The sequence below is a fragment of the Bradyrhizobium sp. NBAIM03 genome (genome assembly GCF_020194055.1).
In the GTDB taxonomy this organism is placed as follows: domain Bacteria; phylum Pseudomonadota; class Alphaproteobacteria; order Rhizobiales; family Xanthobacteraceae; genus Bradyrhizobium; species Bradyrhizobium yuanmingense.
This window is the reverse complement of the sequence record NZ_JADYVS010000024.1, coordinates 86,539-99,591: the sequence shown is the minus strand read 5'-3', so window position 1 is coordinate 99,591 and position 13,053 is coordinate 86,539. Positions and strand designations below refer to the sequence as shown.

15 protein-coding genes are annotated in these 13,053 nt (G+C 65.3%); 6 read left to right on the top strand and 9 right to left on the bottom strand.

The window, feature by feature from the left end:
• Nucleotides 1–251: 251 nt before the first annotated feature.
• From I6F21_RS28895 to I6F21_RS28870, 6 genes are all read right to left on the bottom strand, one after another.
• On the bottom strand, nucleotides 252–554 hold the full coding sequence (locus I6F21_RS28895) for a copper-binding protein (protein WP_109145202.1): 303 nt from the start codon (nucleotides 552–554) through the stop codon (nucleotides 252–254).
• A 17-nt stretch (nucleotides 555–571) separates the two neighbouring features.
• Complete coding sequence (locus tag I6F21_RS28890) at nucleotides 572–1,027, bottom strand: cupredoxin family protein (RefSeq protein WP_192893338.1); 456 nt, start codon at nucleotides 1,025–1,027, stop codon at nucleotides 572–574.
• A 32-nt stretch (nucleotides 1,028–1,059) separates the two neighbouring features.
• The gene (locus I6F21_RS28885; RefSeq protein WP_225140453.1) at nucleotides 1,060–2,394 is read right to left on the bottom strand and encodes a copper oxidase; all 1,335 of its coding nucleotides are present in this window, start codon (nucleotides 2,392–2,394) and stop codon (nucleotides 1,060–1,062) included.
• A gap of 14 nt (nucleotides 2,395–2,408) precedes the next feature.
• Entirely contained in the window at nucleotides 2,409–3,836 is a 1,428-nt protein-coding gene (locus I6F21_RS28880; RefSeq protein WP_225183863.1) for a TolC family protein, read from the bottom strand.
• Nucleotides 3,837–3,845: 9 nt separating this feature from the next.
• Nucleotides 3,846–4,127: a hypothetical protein gene (locus I6F21_RS28875; protein WP_225128773.1), complete on the bottom strand. Its 282-nt coding sequence runs from the start codon at nucleotides 4,125–4,127 to the stop codon at nucleotides 3,846–3,848.
• A gap of 76 nt (nucleotides 4,128–4,203) precedes the next feature.
• Nucleotides 4,204–4,650: a hypothetical protein gene (locus I6F21_RS28870; RefSeq protein ID WP_225140451.1), complete on the bottom strand. Its 447-nt coding sequence runs from the start codon at nucleotides 4,648–4,650 to the stop codon at nucleotides 4,204–4,206.
• Here I6F21_RS28870 and I6F21_RS28865 point away from each other — a divergent pair.
• On the top strand, nucleotides 4,601–4,846 hold the full coding sequence (locus I6F21_RS28865) for a hypothetical protein (protein ID WP_225140460.1): 246 nt from the start codon (nucleotides 4,601–4,603) through the stop codon (nucleotides 4,844–4,846). The genes I6F21_RS28870 and I6F21_RS28865 overlap by 50 nt on opposite strands.
• On the top strand, nucleotides 4,800–6,065 hold the full coding sequence (locus I6F21_RS28860; RefSeq protein ID WP_225140459.1) for an MFS transporter: 1,266 nt from the start codon (nucleotides 4,800–4,802) through the stop codon (nucleotides 6,063–6,065). Before I6F21_RS28865 ends, I6F21_RS28860 begins: the two co-directional genes overlap by 47 nt.
• Here the strand turns inward: I6F21_RS28860 and I6F21_RS28855 are convergent.
• Nucleotides 6,062–6,469 carry a DUF4864 domain-containing protein gene (locus tag I6F21_RS28855; protein ID WP_225140450.1) on the bottom strand — a complete coding sequence of 136 codons (408 nt, stop codon included), beginning with the start codon at nucleotides 6,467–6,469 and terminating at the stop codon, nucleotides 6,062–6,064. The genes I6F21_RS28860 and I6F21_RS28855 overlap by 4 nt on opposite strands.
• A 221-nt stretch (nucleotides 6,470–6,690) precedes the next feature.
• Between I6F21_RS28855 and I6F21_RS28850 the strand changes: the two genes are divergently transcribed.
• The gene (locus tag I6F21_RS28850) at nucleotides 6,691–7,068 is read left to right on the top strand and encodes a PRC-barrel domain-containing protein (protein WP_051057095.1); all 378 of its coding nucleotides are present in this window, start codon (nucleotides 6,691–6,693) and stop codon (nucleotides 7,066–7,068) included.
• Nucleotides 7,069–7,258: 190 nt separating this feature from the next.
• Here the strand turns inward: I6F21_RS28850 and I6F21_RS28845 are convergent, their stop codons facing one another.
• Both I6F21_RS28845 and I6F21_RS28840 read right to left on the bottom strand, forming a co-directional pair.
• Nucleotides 7,259–7,474, bottom strand: a complete 216-nt coding sequence (locus tag I6F21_RS28845) for a hypothetical protein (RefSeq protein ID WP_036011828.1) — start codon at nucleotides 7,472–7,474, stop codon at nucleotides 7,259–7,261.
• A gap of 754 nt (nucleotides 7,475–8,228) precedes the next feature.
• Nucleotides 8,229–8,867: a TetR/AcrR family transcriptional regulator gene (locus I6F21_RS28840; RefSeq protein WP_128262772.1), complete on the bottom strand. Its 639-nt coding sequence runs from the start codon at nucleotides 8,865–8,867 to the stop codon at nucleotides 8,229–8,231.
• A 252-nt stretch (nucleotides 8,868–9,119) separates the two neighbouring features.
• On the opposite strand from I6F21_RS28840, the gene I6F21_RS28835 reads away from it, so the two are divergent.
• The 3 genes from I6F21_RS28835 to I6F21_RS28825 are packed head-to-tail and all read left to right on the top strand — an operon-like array spanning nucleotide 9,120 to nucleotide 12,917.
• Entirely contained in the window at nucleotides 9,120–9,617 is a 498-nt protein-coding gene (locus I6F21_RS28835) for a (2Fe-2S)-binding protein (RefSeq protein ID WP_036011822.1), read from the top strand.
• Nucleotides 9,614–10,669 (top strand): xanthine dehydrogenase family protein subunit M, encoded by a 1,056-nt coding sequence (locus I6F21_RS28830; protein WP_036011819.1) that lies wholly within the window; start codon nucleotides 9,614–9,616, stop codon nucleotides 10,667–10,669. The genes I6F21_RS28835 and I6F21_RS28830 overlap by 4 nt, the downstream gene beginning before the upstream one ends.
• Nucleotides 10,662–12,917: a xanthine dehydrogenase family protein molybdopterin-binding subunit gene (locus tag I6F21_RS28825; protein WP_225140449.1), complete on the top strand. Its 2,256-nt coding sequence runs from the start codon at nucleotides 10,662–10,664 to the stop codon at nucleotides 12,915–12,917. The genes I6F21_RS28830 and I6F21_RS28825 overlap by 8 nt, the downstream gene beginning before the upstream one ends.
• Nucleotides 12,918–13,053: the final 136 nt, after the last annotated feature.

The window sequence follows — 13,053 nt, the reverse complement described above, 5'->3', positions numbered from 1 at the left end:
GAGCTCCCGTTCTAAACGCGGCCGACGACACTCGACTTCACCCGGCAATTCTTGCCGGGTGTATGGTTAGCAAAGGGTTAACGGAGGGGGTGGGAGGAGCTCAGACCGGGATGTTTCGGGGGCGGGTTGTCATTCCGGGGCGATGCGGAGCATCGAGCCCGGAATCCATCGGGCCGCAGGTATGGTGGTGAAATGGATTCCGGGCTCGCGCCAAGAGGCGCGCCCCGGAATGACGGGCAGGCGAGGCTGCCCTACTTCGCCTTCTGCATCTTGGTCACCGTGTAGCCCGACGACCCTTCCTCGGCCTCGAAGGTGATCTTGTCGCCGACCTTCACCTGCTTGAGCATGGCGGGATCCTTGACCCGATAGACCATGGTCATGGGGTCCTCCATGCCGAGGCTCTTGGCCGGGCCGTGCTTGAGCGTGATCTTGCCGGCGCCTTCGTCGATCTTCTTGACCTCGCCGCTGATCGCGGCGCCCTCTGCGGCGAGGGTTGCGGTCGCGAGGCCGACGCTCAGCGCCAGCGCGGCAGTGATATTGATGATGCGATTCATGTGGATCTCCTCTCGCGTTACTTCACGTTGACCTGGCCGACCATGCCGTACTCGCGGTGGTCGGGAATGAGGCACGAATATTCGAAGGTGCCGCGCTTGCTGAACTTCCAGAGGATCTCGGTCGTCTTCTTCGGTGCAAGCCGCGCCGCATTGGGCTCGTCGTGCTCCATGTGCGGATGCTTCTTCATCTGCTCCGCATGCGCGAGATTCTCCTTAGATGTGGCCAGCAGGAATTCGTGGTCCTCCTTGCCGACATTGCGCAGCACGAAGCGGATCTGCTCGCCGCGCTTGACCTCGATTTTCGCGGGCGTGTAGTCCATCTCGTTCATCAGGATTTCGATAGTGCGCGCGGGCTTCCTGGGATCGCCGGGCTCGCCGGCCGAATAGTTTCCGTGCCCGTGCTTGTCGTGAGCGAAGGCCGGCGCGGCCGAAAGTGCAGCCAGCGCGAGGGCGAGCTTGAGCGTGATCTTCATCGTAGTCTCCGGTTGGTGGTTCATCGAAACGCTCACATCTTGTGCTTCATCGGCGGACTGCCGGATTTCTGCCGCGCCGGCTCCGGGGCGGGTGCGGCGACTTCGTAGGCGACGGTGCCTGGCGGGAACTTGTACGGACCAGGATCGCGGTAATCGTCGCGCGCGAGGCCTTCGCGGATCTTCATCACGGTGAACATGCCGCCCATCTCGATCGGCCCGAACTGGCCGGTGCCCGTCATCATCGGCAGCGTATTGTCGGGCGCGGGCATCTCCATGTTGCCCATCGCCATGCCGGTCGAGCCCATGGCCATGCCGTCGGGCGCGAGCTTGCCGACGGCCTTGGCGAGGTCCTTGCGCGACACGCCGATCAGGTTGCGCACGTCGTGTCCCATCGAATTCATGGTGTGGTGCGACTTGTGGCAATGGAACGCCCAGTCGCCGGGATTGTCGGCGAGCACGTCGAACACCCTGATGGCGCCGACCGGGACGTCGGTGGTCGTCTCCGGGATCTGCGCGCTCTCTTGAATCCAGCCGCCATCGGTGCAGGTCACCGCAAAGCTGTGGCCATGCAAATGGATCGGATGGTTGGTCATGCTGAGATTGCCGATGCGCACGCGCACCTTGTCGCCGAGCCTGACCGGCAGCGGATCGATTCCAGGAAAGACCCGCGCGTTCCAGGTCCACATGTTGAAGTCCGTCATCTCATTGACGTGCGGCAGGTAGGTGCCGGGGTCGACGCGATAAGTGCTCATCACGAACACGAAGTCGCGGTCGACGGCGCGGAAGTTCGGGTCGCGCGGGTGCACGATGAACATGCCCATCATGCCCATCGCCATCTGCACCATCTCGTCGGAATGCGGGTGGTACATGAAGGTTCCGCTCTTCTTCATCTCGAATTCGTAGACGAAGGTCTTGCCGGGCTGGATGTGCGGCTGGTTCAATCCGCCGACGCCGTCCATGCCGCTCGGGATGATCATGCCGTGCCAGTGCACCGTGGTGTATTCGGGTAAGCGGTTGGTGACGAAGATGCGCACCTTGTCGCCCTCGACGGCCTCGATGGTCGGGCCCGGCGATTGCCCGTTGTAGCCCCACAAATTCACCTTCATTCCTTCCGCGAACTCGCGCACCACCGGCTCGGCGACGAGATGGAATTCCTTCCAGTCGCCGTTCATGCGGAACGGCAGCGACCACCCGTTCAGCGTCACCACGGGGCGATAATCCGGGCCGCTTGTGGGGTGCAGCGGCGGCTGCATCACCACCTTGTCCATGGTGGGCGCTTCCGGGATAGACGCGGCCTGGACGCGGCCTTGAATGGCCGATGCGCCGACAAGCGCGGCGGTGCCTAAAAATCCTCGGCGGGAAAACATCTTGACCTCCGTCTTTAGTGGCCGCCGCCTTCGGCAGGAACTGCCGCGGCGACATTGGTTGGATTGTCGCCTACGGCGGCGGGCAGACCGCCGCCGTTGACGGCGGTCTGCAGATCGGCCTGGGCGAGGAAGAATCTCTGCCTGGCGTCGATCGCGCCGCGCAGCGCCGCGAGGCGCTGCCGCGCTTCGGTGAGCAGCGCGAAGATGTCGACCTGCATGCTGGAGAAACGAAGCTGCATCTCCTCGGTGATGATCTTTCGCAATGGGATGATCTCGCGCTGGTAATGGCCGGCGATGTCGTAGGTGGAGCGGTAGACGCGATAGGCGTCGCGCGCCTCGGACCGCACATTGACGGCCCGCTCGGTCAGGCGGTTGAAGGCGAGGTTGTAGGTCTCGGCGGCTTGGCGCACGCGCACCTCGCCGCCGTCGAAAATCGGAATCTGGAACTGCAGGTCGAAGCCGCGCTCGCGGAACGGCGGCCCTTCCGGATCCTGGGTGCGACGGGAGATGCCGGCGAGATCGAGCAGCGTCACGAAGCGCGTCGCCTCGGTGAGGTTCAGCGCCTTCGCCAGCGCGGCCAGCTCCAGCCGCGCGATCTGCAGGTCGATCCGATGCGCCACCGCGTCGGCTTCGATCGTGGGGAGCGCCAGCGGCCGGCGCGGCAGCGGCGGCAGTTGATCGGGCAGGCGGAAGTCGAGACCGTCGTCCCAGAGCCCCATCAGGCGCGCCAGCCTTTCGCGCGCGCTTCCCGCCATCTGCCGCGCGGTGGCGAGGTCTGCGGTGGTCTCGGCATAGAACACCTGCTCGCGCGCTTGGTCGAGCTTGTTGAGCGAGCCGGTCTCGCCGAGCTTGAGCGCGAGCTGTGCGGTCGATTCCGCCGTCGCCTTTGCGTCGGTCAGCAGCCCCACCATCTCGTTGGCGGCAACCGCACGGACATAGGCGCGGCGAACGTCCGAGGCGAGCCGCAGCGTCGCCAGCGCGGCGCGCAGCTGCGCACCGCGGAAGCGTTCGCGGGCGATCTCGGAACGGAACGGCAGGGTGGCGAGCGCGAGGATATCGCCGACCACCTGACGCTCGATCTCGCTGGCGCCATTGCCCGTGATGCGAGAGACCGCGAACACCGGATTGGCCGGCAGGCTCTGCTCGACCAGCTCGGTCTCCGCCAGCGCCAGCTCGTTGTAGACTGCCTGCAGTCCCTTGTTGTTGAGCAGCGCGATCTGCACGGCGGCGTCAACGCTGAGCGTGCGCGAGAGCAGCTGGCGGACGCGGGCATCGACCGCGGCGGCGCCCTCGGCCGAGCGCACGAAAGCGACGTCCTTGTTGATGGCCTGGCTCGTCAGATCCGAGACCGCGCTCATGCCCCTGTCGGGCGAGAACGCGGCGCAGCCGGAAAGTCCGAGCGCCGCGAGCACGAGCAGGCCCCGCGCAAAATGCTGTGACATGGCGCGCTCCTACCGCTCTTGCTTCGGCTGCGGCGTCACCGCCTCGTTGCGGCCGCGCCAGGGTGCCGGCGTCGCTGGCCGCAGGCTGGTATAGGGCGCGATGGTCGAGCGATAGGTTACGGGGGCCATCTTCGCCGCCGGATCGGCCGGATCCGCGCTGGCCATGTGCGTCGTTGCCGGCATGCAGCCGGACAGTGCCGGCGCGGCGAAGGCCAGCAGCAGCCAAATGAAACGAGAGTGTCGATCACCCACCGCAGATGCGGCAGATTTCGCCCCGGAAAGCGCAGCCATGTCTTAATTCCCGATCTGAATGACCACAGGTTCGCGCGCGCAAAAGTGCGCATCGAGCCGAAATCGTCGTGTCAGATCAGGCGATGGGAGGGCGGTAGTGCTGGGGCGGCGCCGCGCTGTGCAGGCTGGGCACGATCTCGGGCGCACAGGTCGACATCGGCCGGAGCGGCGTGGCGACGCTGGGCAGATCGGCCGGCAGCGCGCTGACGCACATCATCGCACAGCAGGGGCCCACTGTTCCCTTGCCGTCGTGATGATTCGGAGCAGGTGCGTCCTTTGCCGCGGTCTGGGAAGAGGTGCCCGCATGCTCGTGCGGAACGTCGCCATGGCTCGCAGCCATACCATGGCTCGCAGCCATGTGATGATGCGCCGGAACGAGGTCAGCCAAGGCCTCGTCGCCAAGGCAGGGCGCAGCACTGCCCCAGGCGAGGCTCGCGGCCGGCGCGAGCACGCAGAACAGATAGGCGAGGGCGATGATCCGCCCCACCCTGATCCGCATCGATCGCGTCAATCGCATCAACATTCCGCCGATAGGCTCCTCGCGCGGCAATGTTGCACACGCTTGTTGCAAACTAATGGCAAAAGACGCATTCGCCAAGAGCTTATTACCGCAGCGCACCGCGCATGCCCAATATCGCGGCAAGATGGTTGACCATGCGGCGGTCCGCGAACATGGTCCTGCCTGTGCACGCGCCAAATCATCCCGGGCAAACACCTGACGCCTTCACCCCTGACTCCCGTCAGGCCTGGGTGCGGCTCGTCATTGCCCTCCTGATCGGCTCGATCGGGGCCGTCGGCATGTGGGCGGTCGTGGTCGTGATTCCCGTGGTGCAGGTCGAATTCGGAGCCACGCGCGGCGCGGTGTCGCTGGCCTTCACCCTCATGATGTTCGGCTTCGGGCTTGGCGGTGTGATCGCCGGCAAGATCACCGACCGGTTCGGCATCGTGCCGGCGATGGCGATCAGCATCGCCTTCCTCGGCGTTGCCAATGTGCTCGCCGGGCTGTCGGGCCAGCTCTGGCAGTTCGTGGCGGCTTATTTCTTCATCGGGCTCGGGACGTCCGCGACCTTTGCGCCGCTGATGGCCGAAGCCTCGCACTGGTTCGAGCGCTATCGCGGTCTTGCCGTGACCATCGTCGCCAGCGGCAATTACGTCGCCGGCGCGATGTGGCCGCCGATCGTGAGCTGGGGCACGCAGGAGATCGGCTGGCGTTACACCCATATCGGCATAGGCATCGTCTGCGCCGGCCTGATGACGGTGCTGGTGCTGATCCTGCGCGCGCAGATGGGCCGCGACACCGTCCACGACCATGCCAACGCGCCGCCGCCGCGGGTCGATCTCCGGCTGTCGACGAATACGCTGACGGTGCTGCTCTCGATCGCCAGCATCTCCTGCTGCGTGGCAATGGCGATGCCGCAGGTGCACATCGTCGCCTATTGCGGCGACCTCGGTTATGGCGTCGCGCGCGGCGCCGAGATGCTGTCCCTGATGATGGGCTGCGGCATCATCAGCCGGATCGGCTCGGGCTACCTCGCCGACAAGATCGGCGGCATCTACACGCTGCTGGTGGGATCGCTGGCGCAGGGCTTTGCGCTGGTGTTCTATCTGTTCTTCGACAGCCTGACCTCGCTCTATCTGATCTCCGCGATGTTCGGCCTGTTCCAGGGCGGCATCGTGCCGAGCTATGCCATCATCGTGCGCGAGGCGATGCCGGCGAGCGAGGCCGCGACCCGCGTCGGCATCGTGATCTTTGCGTCCGTGTTCGGCATGTCCTTCGGCGGCTGGGTGTCCGGCGTCATCTTCGATGCCACCGGCTCGTATGCCGCAGCGTTCGCCAACGGCGTCGCCTGGAATGCGCTGAACATCGGCATCGTCGTGCTGCTCTTGATCCGCGCGCGGACGGGCTCGGTCAAGACCGGCCCGGGCTTTGCCACCTAAACGGCCTGTCCCGCCTTCAGCAGCGAGCAGCCGGTGATCTTGTAGCTGCCGTCGCCCTGCTGCTCGAGTGTGTAGAGCGCCTCCCAGGCCTCGCCATTGGCATCGATGATATGGACGCGCTGGGCGATCCAGCCGCCATCGCTCTTGCTCTCGCCAAATTCGAAACTCTTGTGACGATAGACCGGCGCGTAGCCGTTCTGCACCATGGACATGAAGATGTCGGGTGCGGGAAAGATCTCCTTGATCGCCGGTGCAGCATAGGAATAAGCGGCCGTCGCATCGTCGCGAACGAAGGCCTGCTCCTGGGCGCGGATGACGCTCTGGGCCGCCGCGACATCGCCGGCAAACGCTGAATGATGACAGGCAACAATGATGAGAGCGACCAGCAAGGCTGCGATGCGCATGACAGGCTCCGCGTTGAATACCCGGCGAAGGCGATCCTAGCACATCTGTGCCGCCAGGGCGTGTACTCAGATATCACGCGCTGGGTTTGAACGCTCCAGATGCCGACTCATCCGGGACAGCGGCGCAACAGTAGGCAGCTGCGACATGTTCTCCTAAGGCAGGAACGGCTCCGCGATGGCCGAGTTAAGCCGGCAAAACCACCTTACCAAGGAGCAAAGTCATGGCCCGTGCAACAGCACATCCGGATCATCACTGCATCTCAAGCGAGGACATTGAGGGAACCGAGGTCTATGGAGCAGATGGGACGAATATCGGCGAGATTGATCACCTCATCATCGACAAGGTGTCAGGCCGCGTGGCTTATGCGGTCATGAGCTTTGGTGGATTTGTGGGCTTGGGTCACAGCCACTACCCGATTCCCTGGGGCGCTCTGACATATGACACGTCGCTTGCCGGCTTTCGAACCAATATCACCGAGCAACAGCTGAGGGATGCGCCTGAGTTCAGCGATGACTCCTGGGAAGATCGAGACTGGGAAACGCGAACTCACCGGTATTATGGAACGCCAACCTACTGGGAAGGGCGAGGTGGCCTATAACGCCAGCGGCGCGTCAGGACAGCTGATCTGACGGCGGCACAAACATCAGAGGTCGTGCAAGTCGCCGATCGGCCAGAAGCTGATTCTGCGTCGTTGAAATGGCGCAACCCTGTTTAGTGCCGATGGCGAGATCATACTGCGCCATAGTTGGCGTTTGATCGAAGGGATGTTCGAAAGCACGGGCCGAGAGCTACGGTATCAGCTCTCTCAAAATGTGATCGCGGTGCGCGAGGTGCCGCGCCAGTGTCAGCCGAAATGTTTCGCCGATAGCGCGAGCCAAGCTCGTGTCGTGCCCCGAAAGCTCAAGGTCCGCAATTCGAACCTCCTGCTCGGAAAGGTGTCGGTCGGCCAGTGAAATGTGCTCTTCGGCTTCCGCCAGATGGCGAAGCGCCATGGCGCGATCCATTTGTCGCTCCCATGCATAGATGCAGGCGGGAGCACGATTGGTCTCTCAGCCACCGACGCCTACGGCACGGCCTTGGCCGGTGATGACAGGCAAGTTATCTCAGCAAACTCGGCGCAGCAATCCTTTGAAGTTGCTCTAATCAGAGCGGTTACGGATCTGCGACAGGTCGGTTCGCGCTCCAGCAAGTCCTGCTGCACGGCCATGGCTCGCCATTGCCGGGCGGCTTCGCGCAGGCTATGGGCCACCACGTTGTCGCGCGTTAGATCAGCAAGCTTTTCGCGTCCATCGGCTCGCTCTAGCATCTGGTCTGGCCAGCATTGTCTAATCCGGTTTTCCGATGAGGCCGATATGCCTGCCACGGCCCGGAAGTGCATTCAGGTGTGTTAATGAAGCCTTTACGTTCTTGGAAACGGCTCGCGGCTTGAACGCTGCGCCACCCTGGTCAACTTTGTTTCGTCCTCATTCGGAAACGGCTCTTGAGTCTTACGGCCTAGAAACGTATCCGGCTTTGGACAGCGTTGAAGCACCTCGGTCGCCTCCGCCACGACCTCGCGGGCACGTTGAAGCGCCAGACGATCCTGTCTGAGCGAATTGGTGAGCCGGGGCAAATTGAGAACTGGCGCCATGCCTGAACCTGCCATGTCGCAAGTCGAAGCGATGTATCAAATGATCCTTTGAATCGGATTAGGTGACAACAGTTCCATGTTTAGCGAAGTCCGCTCGGGGTCAGCGGCTCCCATCGGCAAGCTCCAGCCTAGCGCTTTCGCTTCGTCGCCGGCTTCGTCGTCTTCGACGAGCGCGCCCTGGCCTTGCTGGGAGGCCGCACGCGCAAGCCGTCGACGAATACGTCGAGCAGACGCAGCGCCGTCGCTTGCCAGCCGGGCTGGTCGTGAACGTAGCACATGCCGAAGAAGGCGCGCAGCAGATCCTCCGGGCTGATGTCGGCGCGCATCTCGCCGGCTGCGATGGCGCGGTCCAGCAGCGAGCCGATCGCCTTGGTCAGACGCTCGAAGGAGAAAGCATGCAGCTCCGACCCGCTCTGCACCGCGAGCGCGAGCGCTGCCATCATCCCCTTCTTGGTCGCAACAAACTCGACCCCTGATCGCAGCCAGCGCCGCAGCGCCTCGACCGGATCCTTGGCATTCTTCAATTGCTCGGCCAGCTCGCTGAGCTGCTCGACCTCGCGGCGGTACACCGCCTCGAACAAGGCCTCGCGCGTCGGGAAATGCCGATACAGCGTGCCGATGCCGACCCCGGCGCGCTTGGCCACCGCTTCCAGGCTCGCCTCCGAACCGCCCGCGCTGAACACCAGCTTTGCCGCTTCGAGCACGCGCTCGCGATTGCGCACGGCATCGGCGCGGGGTTTGCGGGTCTGGTCGGTGTGGTCGTCCATGGCGCGCAATGTAGATCACGAATTGGTTAGATTGAACCCTCGCCGGACCCGCGCAGGGCTGCATCGCGTTGGTGACGCACGCGCTTTTGACGAATTCCAGATTTTTCCGCGCCGCCCTTGTTAAGCGGAGGCTGCCTCCGTATCTTCCGATCAAGCGTCGGACGCATCGTGTTCGGACGGCGCTATTCGACAGCGGCCACGGCGGTGGCGCGCTGCGCGATGACTCATGTCCAAATCTGATCGGAGCCTTGTATGAACCACTCCATCAGCCTCACCGTGAACGGTGCGCGGCGCGATTTCGTCCTCGACGATCCGCGCGTCACGCTGCTCGATCTCCTGCGTGAGCGCCTTCATCTGACCGGAACCAAGAAGGGGTGCGACCGCGGCCAATGCGGCGCCTGCACCATCCTGGTCGACGGCAAGCGTATCAATTCCTGCCTCGCGCTCGCCATCAGCCATGACGGGGCCGACATCCTCACCATCGAAGGCCTCGCGCGCGGCGACCAGCTCCATCCCGTGCAGGCCGCCTTCATCGCACATGACGGCTTTCAATGCGGCTTCTGCACGCCGGGCCAGATCATGAGCGCGATCGGCATGATCAGAGAAGGCCAGGCCGGCAACGATCCCGAGCGCGTCCGCGAATGCATGAGCGGCAATCTGTGCCGCTGCGGCGCTTACGTCGGCATCGTCGATGCCGTGCTGGACGCGCAAGGACAGATGGACGAGACCAATCAGAGGCGTTCCGCATGAAACCGTTCGATTATGTCAGGCCGGCCACCGTCACTGAAGCGGTTGCGGCGGCGGCCCAGCCCGGCGCGGTGTTTCTTGCAGCCGGCACCAACCTGCTCGACCTGATGAAGGGTGGCATCAGCCGTCCGGACCGGCTGGTCGACGTCACGCGTCTCGATGGGCTCGATCAGATCGAGACTCTCGCGGACGGGTCTTTGCGCATCGGCGCGCTGGTGAGCAATGCCGACCTCGCGCATGATGCGGAGTTCGCGCGGTCCTATCCCGCAGTGGCCGAAGCGCTGCTCTCGGGAGCGTCGGCTCAATTGCGCAATGCCGCCACCGTCGGCGGCAATTTGTTGCAACGGACGCGTTGCGCGTATTTCTACGACACTGCCAGCCGCTGCAACAAGCGGGCGCCGGGCTCCGGCTGCGACGCGCGCGACGGCGACAACCGCAGCCATGCCGTGCTCGGCTGGAGCGAGAGCTGCATCGCCACACACCCCTCGGATTTCTGCGTGCCGCTGGTCGCGCTCGATGCCATCGTCGAGATCGAGGGCAGGGGCGGCCGGCGCGAGGTCGCGCTCGACGAGCTGCACCGCCTGCCCGGCGATGCGCCCGAGCGCGAGTCGGTGCTCGAGCCCGGCGATCTCATCGTCGCGGTGCGCCTGCCGCCTGCCGCACGCGGCTTTGCCGCGCATGCGCGTTACCTCAAGGTGCGCGAGCGCACCTCCTATGCCTTTGCTGTCGTCTCGGCCGCGGCTGCGCTGCGGATCGAGAACGGCAGAATCGCACAGGCGCGGCTCGCGCTCGGCGGCGTCGCCGCAAAGCCCTGGCGCGCCCGTGCAGCGGAAGACGTCCTCAAGGGCGTCGCGCCGACCGCCGACGCGTTCCAGGAGGCAGCCCTGCGTGCGCTCGAGGGCGCGAAGCCATCGGGCGACAACGCCTTCAAGATCGAGCTCGCGCGCCGCATCGTCGTGCGCGCGCTGACCTTGGCCGCCGCCGGGACGCCTGCGCGTATCCCCGCGCTGCCGGCCTCTCCCTTCGCCTCGACCTCCGGAGCCGTCCATGTCTGAGCTCAATTTGACCAGTGCGCCCGCACATCTCAGGCACGGCTCGAATATCGGCCAGCCGCTGACCCGCCGCGACGGCATCCTCAAGGTGACGGGGCAGGCGAGCTATGCTGCGGACAATCATCCGCCCGGCATGCTGTTTGCCGTGATGGCCGTCTCGAGCATTGCGCGGGGCCGTGTGGTCTCGCTCGATGTCGCTGCCGCAAAACGCCGTCCCGGCGTCGTCGACGTCATGACGCCCGATCACAAGCCAGCGCTCGCGATCGACCCCGACCTCAAGACCAATCCGTTCGTATTCCGGATGGAGGTGTTGCAGAGCAATGAGGTCCGCTACGCCAATCAGGCGATTGCGGTCGTGATCGCTGAAACGCTGGAGGCCGCGACGGAAGGCGCCGCGCTGCTGGCCCCACGTTACGAGGTGCAGCCTGCGCTGGTCGGCCTCGATGCCGGCGAGAGCTTCGTGCCGCCGGTCGTCGGCGTCGGTAATCCCACGGAAAGCCATCGCGGCGATGTCGAGGCGGGCCTCGCCGCGGCCGACAAGCAGATCGACGCGATCTACGAGACGCCGCCGCAATATCACAATGCCATGGAGCCGCACGCGATCGTGGCGCGCTGGGAGGGTGACAAGCTCTTCTTGGACACGCCGAGCCAGGCCATGGTGATGGCTCGCGGCCGCGTCGCCGAGCTGTTTGGCCTCGCGCCGGAGAAGATTCACATCCGCAGCCCGTTCCTCGGCGGCGGCTTCGGCTCGAAGGGCTTCCTGACCGGGCCGCAGATCCTCGGCGTGATGGCGGCGAAGCTGGTCGGCAGGCCAGTCAAGCTGGTGCTCCGCCGCGAGCAGATGTATGGCCCGGTCGGCCACCGGGCGCCGACGCGCCAACGCCTGCGCCTCGGCGCCGATGGCGAGGGCCGCCTGACTGCGCTCGATCATCATGCGCGAACCGTGTCGAGCACCTTCGACGATTTCTACGAGCCTGCCGCCGATGCCTCGCACACGCTCTACGCGGCGCCCGCGATCCGCACTTCGCACGATGCCGTGCGCGTCAACACCGGCACGCCGCTGTTCATGCGCGCGCCGGGCGAGGCGACCGGCTCGATCGCGCTCGAGAGCGCGATCGACGAGATGGCCTGGGCCTGCGGCATGGATCCGCTCGCTTTCCGCCTGAAGAACTACGCCGAGGTCGAGCCGATGACGGGGCGGCCGTTCTCCTCCAAGGCGCTGCGCGCCTGCTACGAGCAGGGCGCCTCGCGCTTCGGCTGGGCCAAGCGTCCGCTGCAGCCGCGGCAGATGCGCGACGATGCCGGCCTTCTGGTCGGCTGGGGCATGGGTACGGCGACCTTCCCGGCGCTGATGTTCCAGGCCGAGGCGCGCGCGGCGATCCGCCGCGACGGCTCCGGCGTGATGGAGATCGGCGCGCATGACATGGGGCAGGGCGCCTGGACGGCGCTGGCGCAGATCGCGGCCGATTCCGTCGGTCTCGACATCGACCGCCTCGACTTCAGGTCCGGCACGTCCGACCTGCCCGATGCCGGCATCGCCGGCGGCTCGGCGCACACGGCAACCGCAGGCGCTGCGATCCACAGCGCCGGTGCCGCCGTGATCGGAAAGCTCGCCGATCTCGCCACAAGCGACGAGCGCTCGCCGCTGTTCGGCGCCGGCAATGCCGGCGTGATCGCGCGCGACGGCAGGCTGATCCGCCGCGACGATGAGAGCCGCAGCGAGAGCTATGCCGGGATTCTGGCGCGCGCGGGCGTTGCCGAAGTGGAGGCGCGCGGCACCGGCGCGCCGAACCCTGCGGCGATGGAGCAATATGCGATGCACGCCCACGGCGCGGTGTTCGCCGAGGTGAAGGTCGATCCCGAGCTCGGCCAGGTCCGCGTCAGTCGCATGATCGGCGCCTTCGCCGCCGGCCGCATCATCAATCCGCGCATGGTGCAGAGCCAGCTGTTCGGCGGCATGATCTGGGGCATGTCCTTCGCGCTGCACGAGGCGGCGATCACAGACCGCCGCAGCGGGCGGATCATGAATGCCAATCTCGGCGAGTACCACATCCCCGTGAACGCCGACGTGCCGCCGCTCGACGTCATCACCGTCGAGGAGCACGATCCGCACGTGAATGCGCTCGGCATCAAGGGTGTCGGCGAGATCGGCATCACCGGCAGCGCCGGCGCGGTCGCCAACGCGGTCTGGCACGCCACCGGCGTGCGCGTCCGCAACTTTCCGATCCGGATCGAGGAACTGCTGACGTAGCTCTAGCTCTTCCGAAACAGGCGGCCCCGGAGTGCCTAGGAGTCCGGGCCATAACCTCAGCACCTTTGCGCGAGGCTGCTCGGCTACGGCTCCCAACATATCAAGCTGCGGTTCGCGGAAATTGCGGTGGCTCAAT

Bases quoted from the DNA above. Each gene is read 5' to 3' on its own strand.
- I6F21_RS28895 (WP_109145202.1), bottom strand. From the start codon at position 554: ATGAATCGCATCATCAATATCACTGCCGCGCTGGCGCTGAGCGTCGGC.
- I6F21_RS28890 (WP_192893338.1), bottom strand. From the start codon at position 1,027: ATGAAGATCACGCTCAAGCTCGCCCTCGCGCTGGCTGCACTTTCGGCC.
- I6F21_RS28885 (WP_225140453.1), bottom strand. From the start codon at position 2,394: ATGTTTTCCCGCCGAGGATTTTTAGGCACCGCCGCGCTTGTCGGCGCA.
- I6F21_RS28880 (WP_225183863.1), bottom strand. From the start codon at position 3,836: ATGTCACAGCATTTTGCGCGGGGCCTGCTCGTGCTCGCGGCGCTCGGA.
- I6F21_RS28875 (WP_225128773.1), bottom strand. From the start codon at position 4,127: ATGGCTGCGCTTTCCGGGGCGAAATCTGCCGCATCTGCGGTGGGTGAT.
- I6F21_RS28865 (WP_225140460.1), top strand. From the start codon at position 4,601: ATGATCCGCCCCACCCTGATCCGCATCGATCGCGTCAATCGCATCAAC.
- I6F21_RS28870 (WP_225140451.1), bottom strand. From the start codon at position 4,650: ATGTTGATGCGATTGACGCGATCGATGCGGATCAGGGTGGGGCGGATC.
- I6F21_RS28860 (WP_225140459.1), top strand. From the start codon at position 4,800: ATGGTCCTGCCTGTGCACGCGCCAAATCATCCCGGGCAAACACCTGAC.
- I6F21_RS28855 (WP_225140450.1), bottom strand. From the start codon at position 6,469: ATGCGCATCGCAGCCTTGCTGGTCGCTCTCATCATTGTTGCCTGTCAT.
- I6F21_RS28850 (WP_051057095.1), top strand. From the start codon at position 6,691: ATGGCCCGTGCAACAGCACATCCGGATCATCACTGCATCTCAAGCGAG.
- I6F21_RS28845 (WP_036011828.1), bottom strand. From the start codon at position 7,474: ATGGATCGCGCCATGGCGCTTCGCCATCTGGCGGAAGCCGAAGAGCAC.
- I6F21_RS28840 (WP_128262772.1), bottom strand. From the start codon at position 8,867: ATGGACGACCACACCGACCAGACCCGCAAACCCCGCGCCGATGCCGTG.
- I6F21_RS28835 (WP_036011822.1), top strand. From the start codon at position 9,120: ATGAACCACTCCATCAGCCTCACCGTGAACGGTGCGCGGCGCGATTTC.
- I6F21_RS28830 (WP_036011819.1), top strand. From the start codon at position 9,614: ATGAAACCGTTCGATTATGTCAGGCCGGCCACCGTCACTGAAGCGGTT.
- I6F21_RS28825 (WP_225140449.1), top strand. From the start codon at position 10,662: ATGTCTGAGCTCAATTTGACCAGTGCGCCCGCACATCTCAGGCACGGC.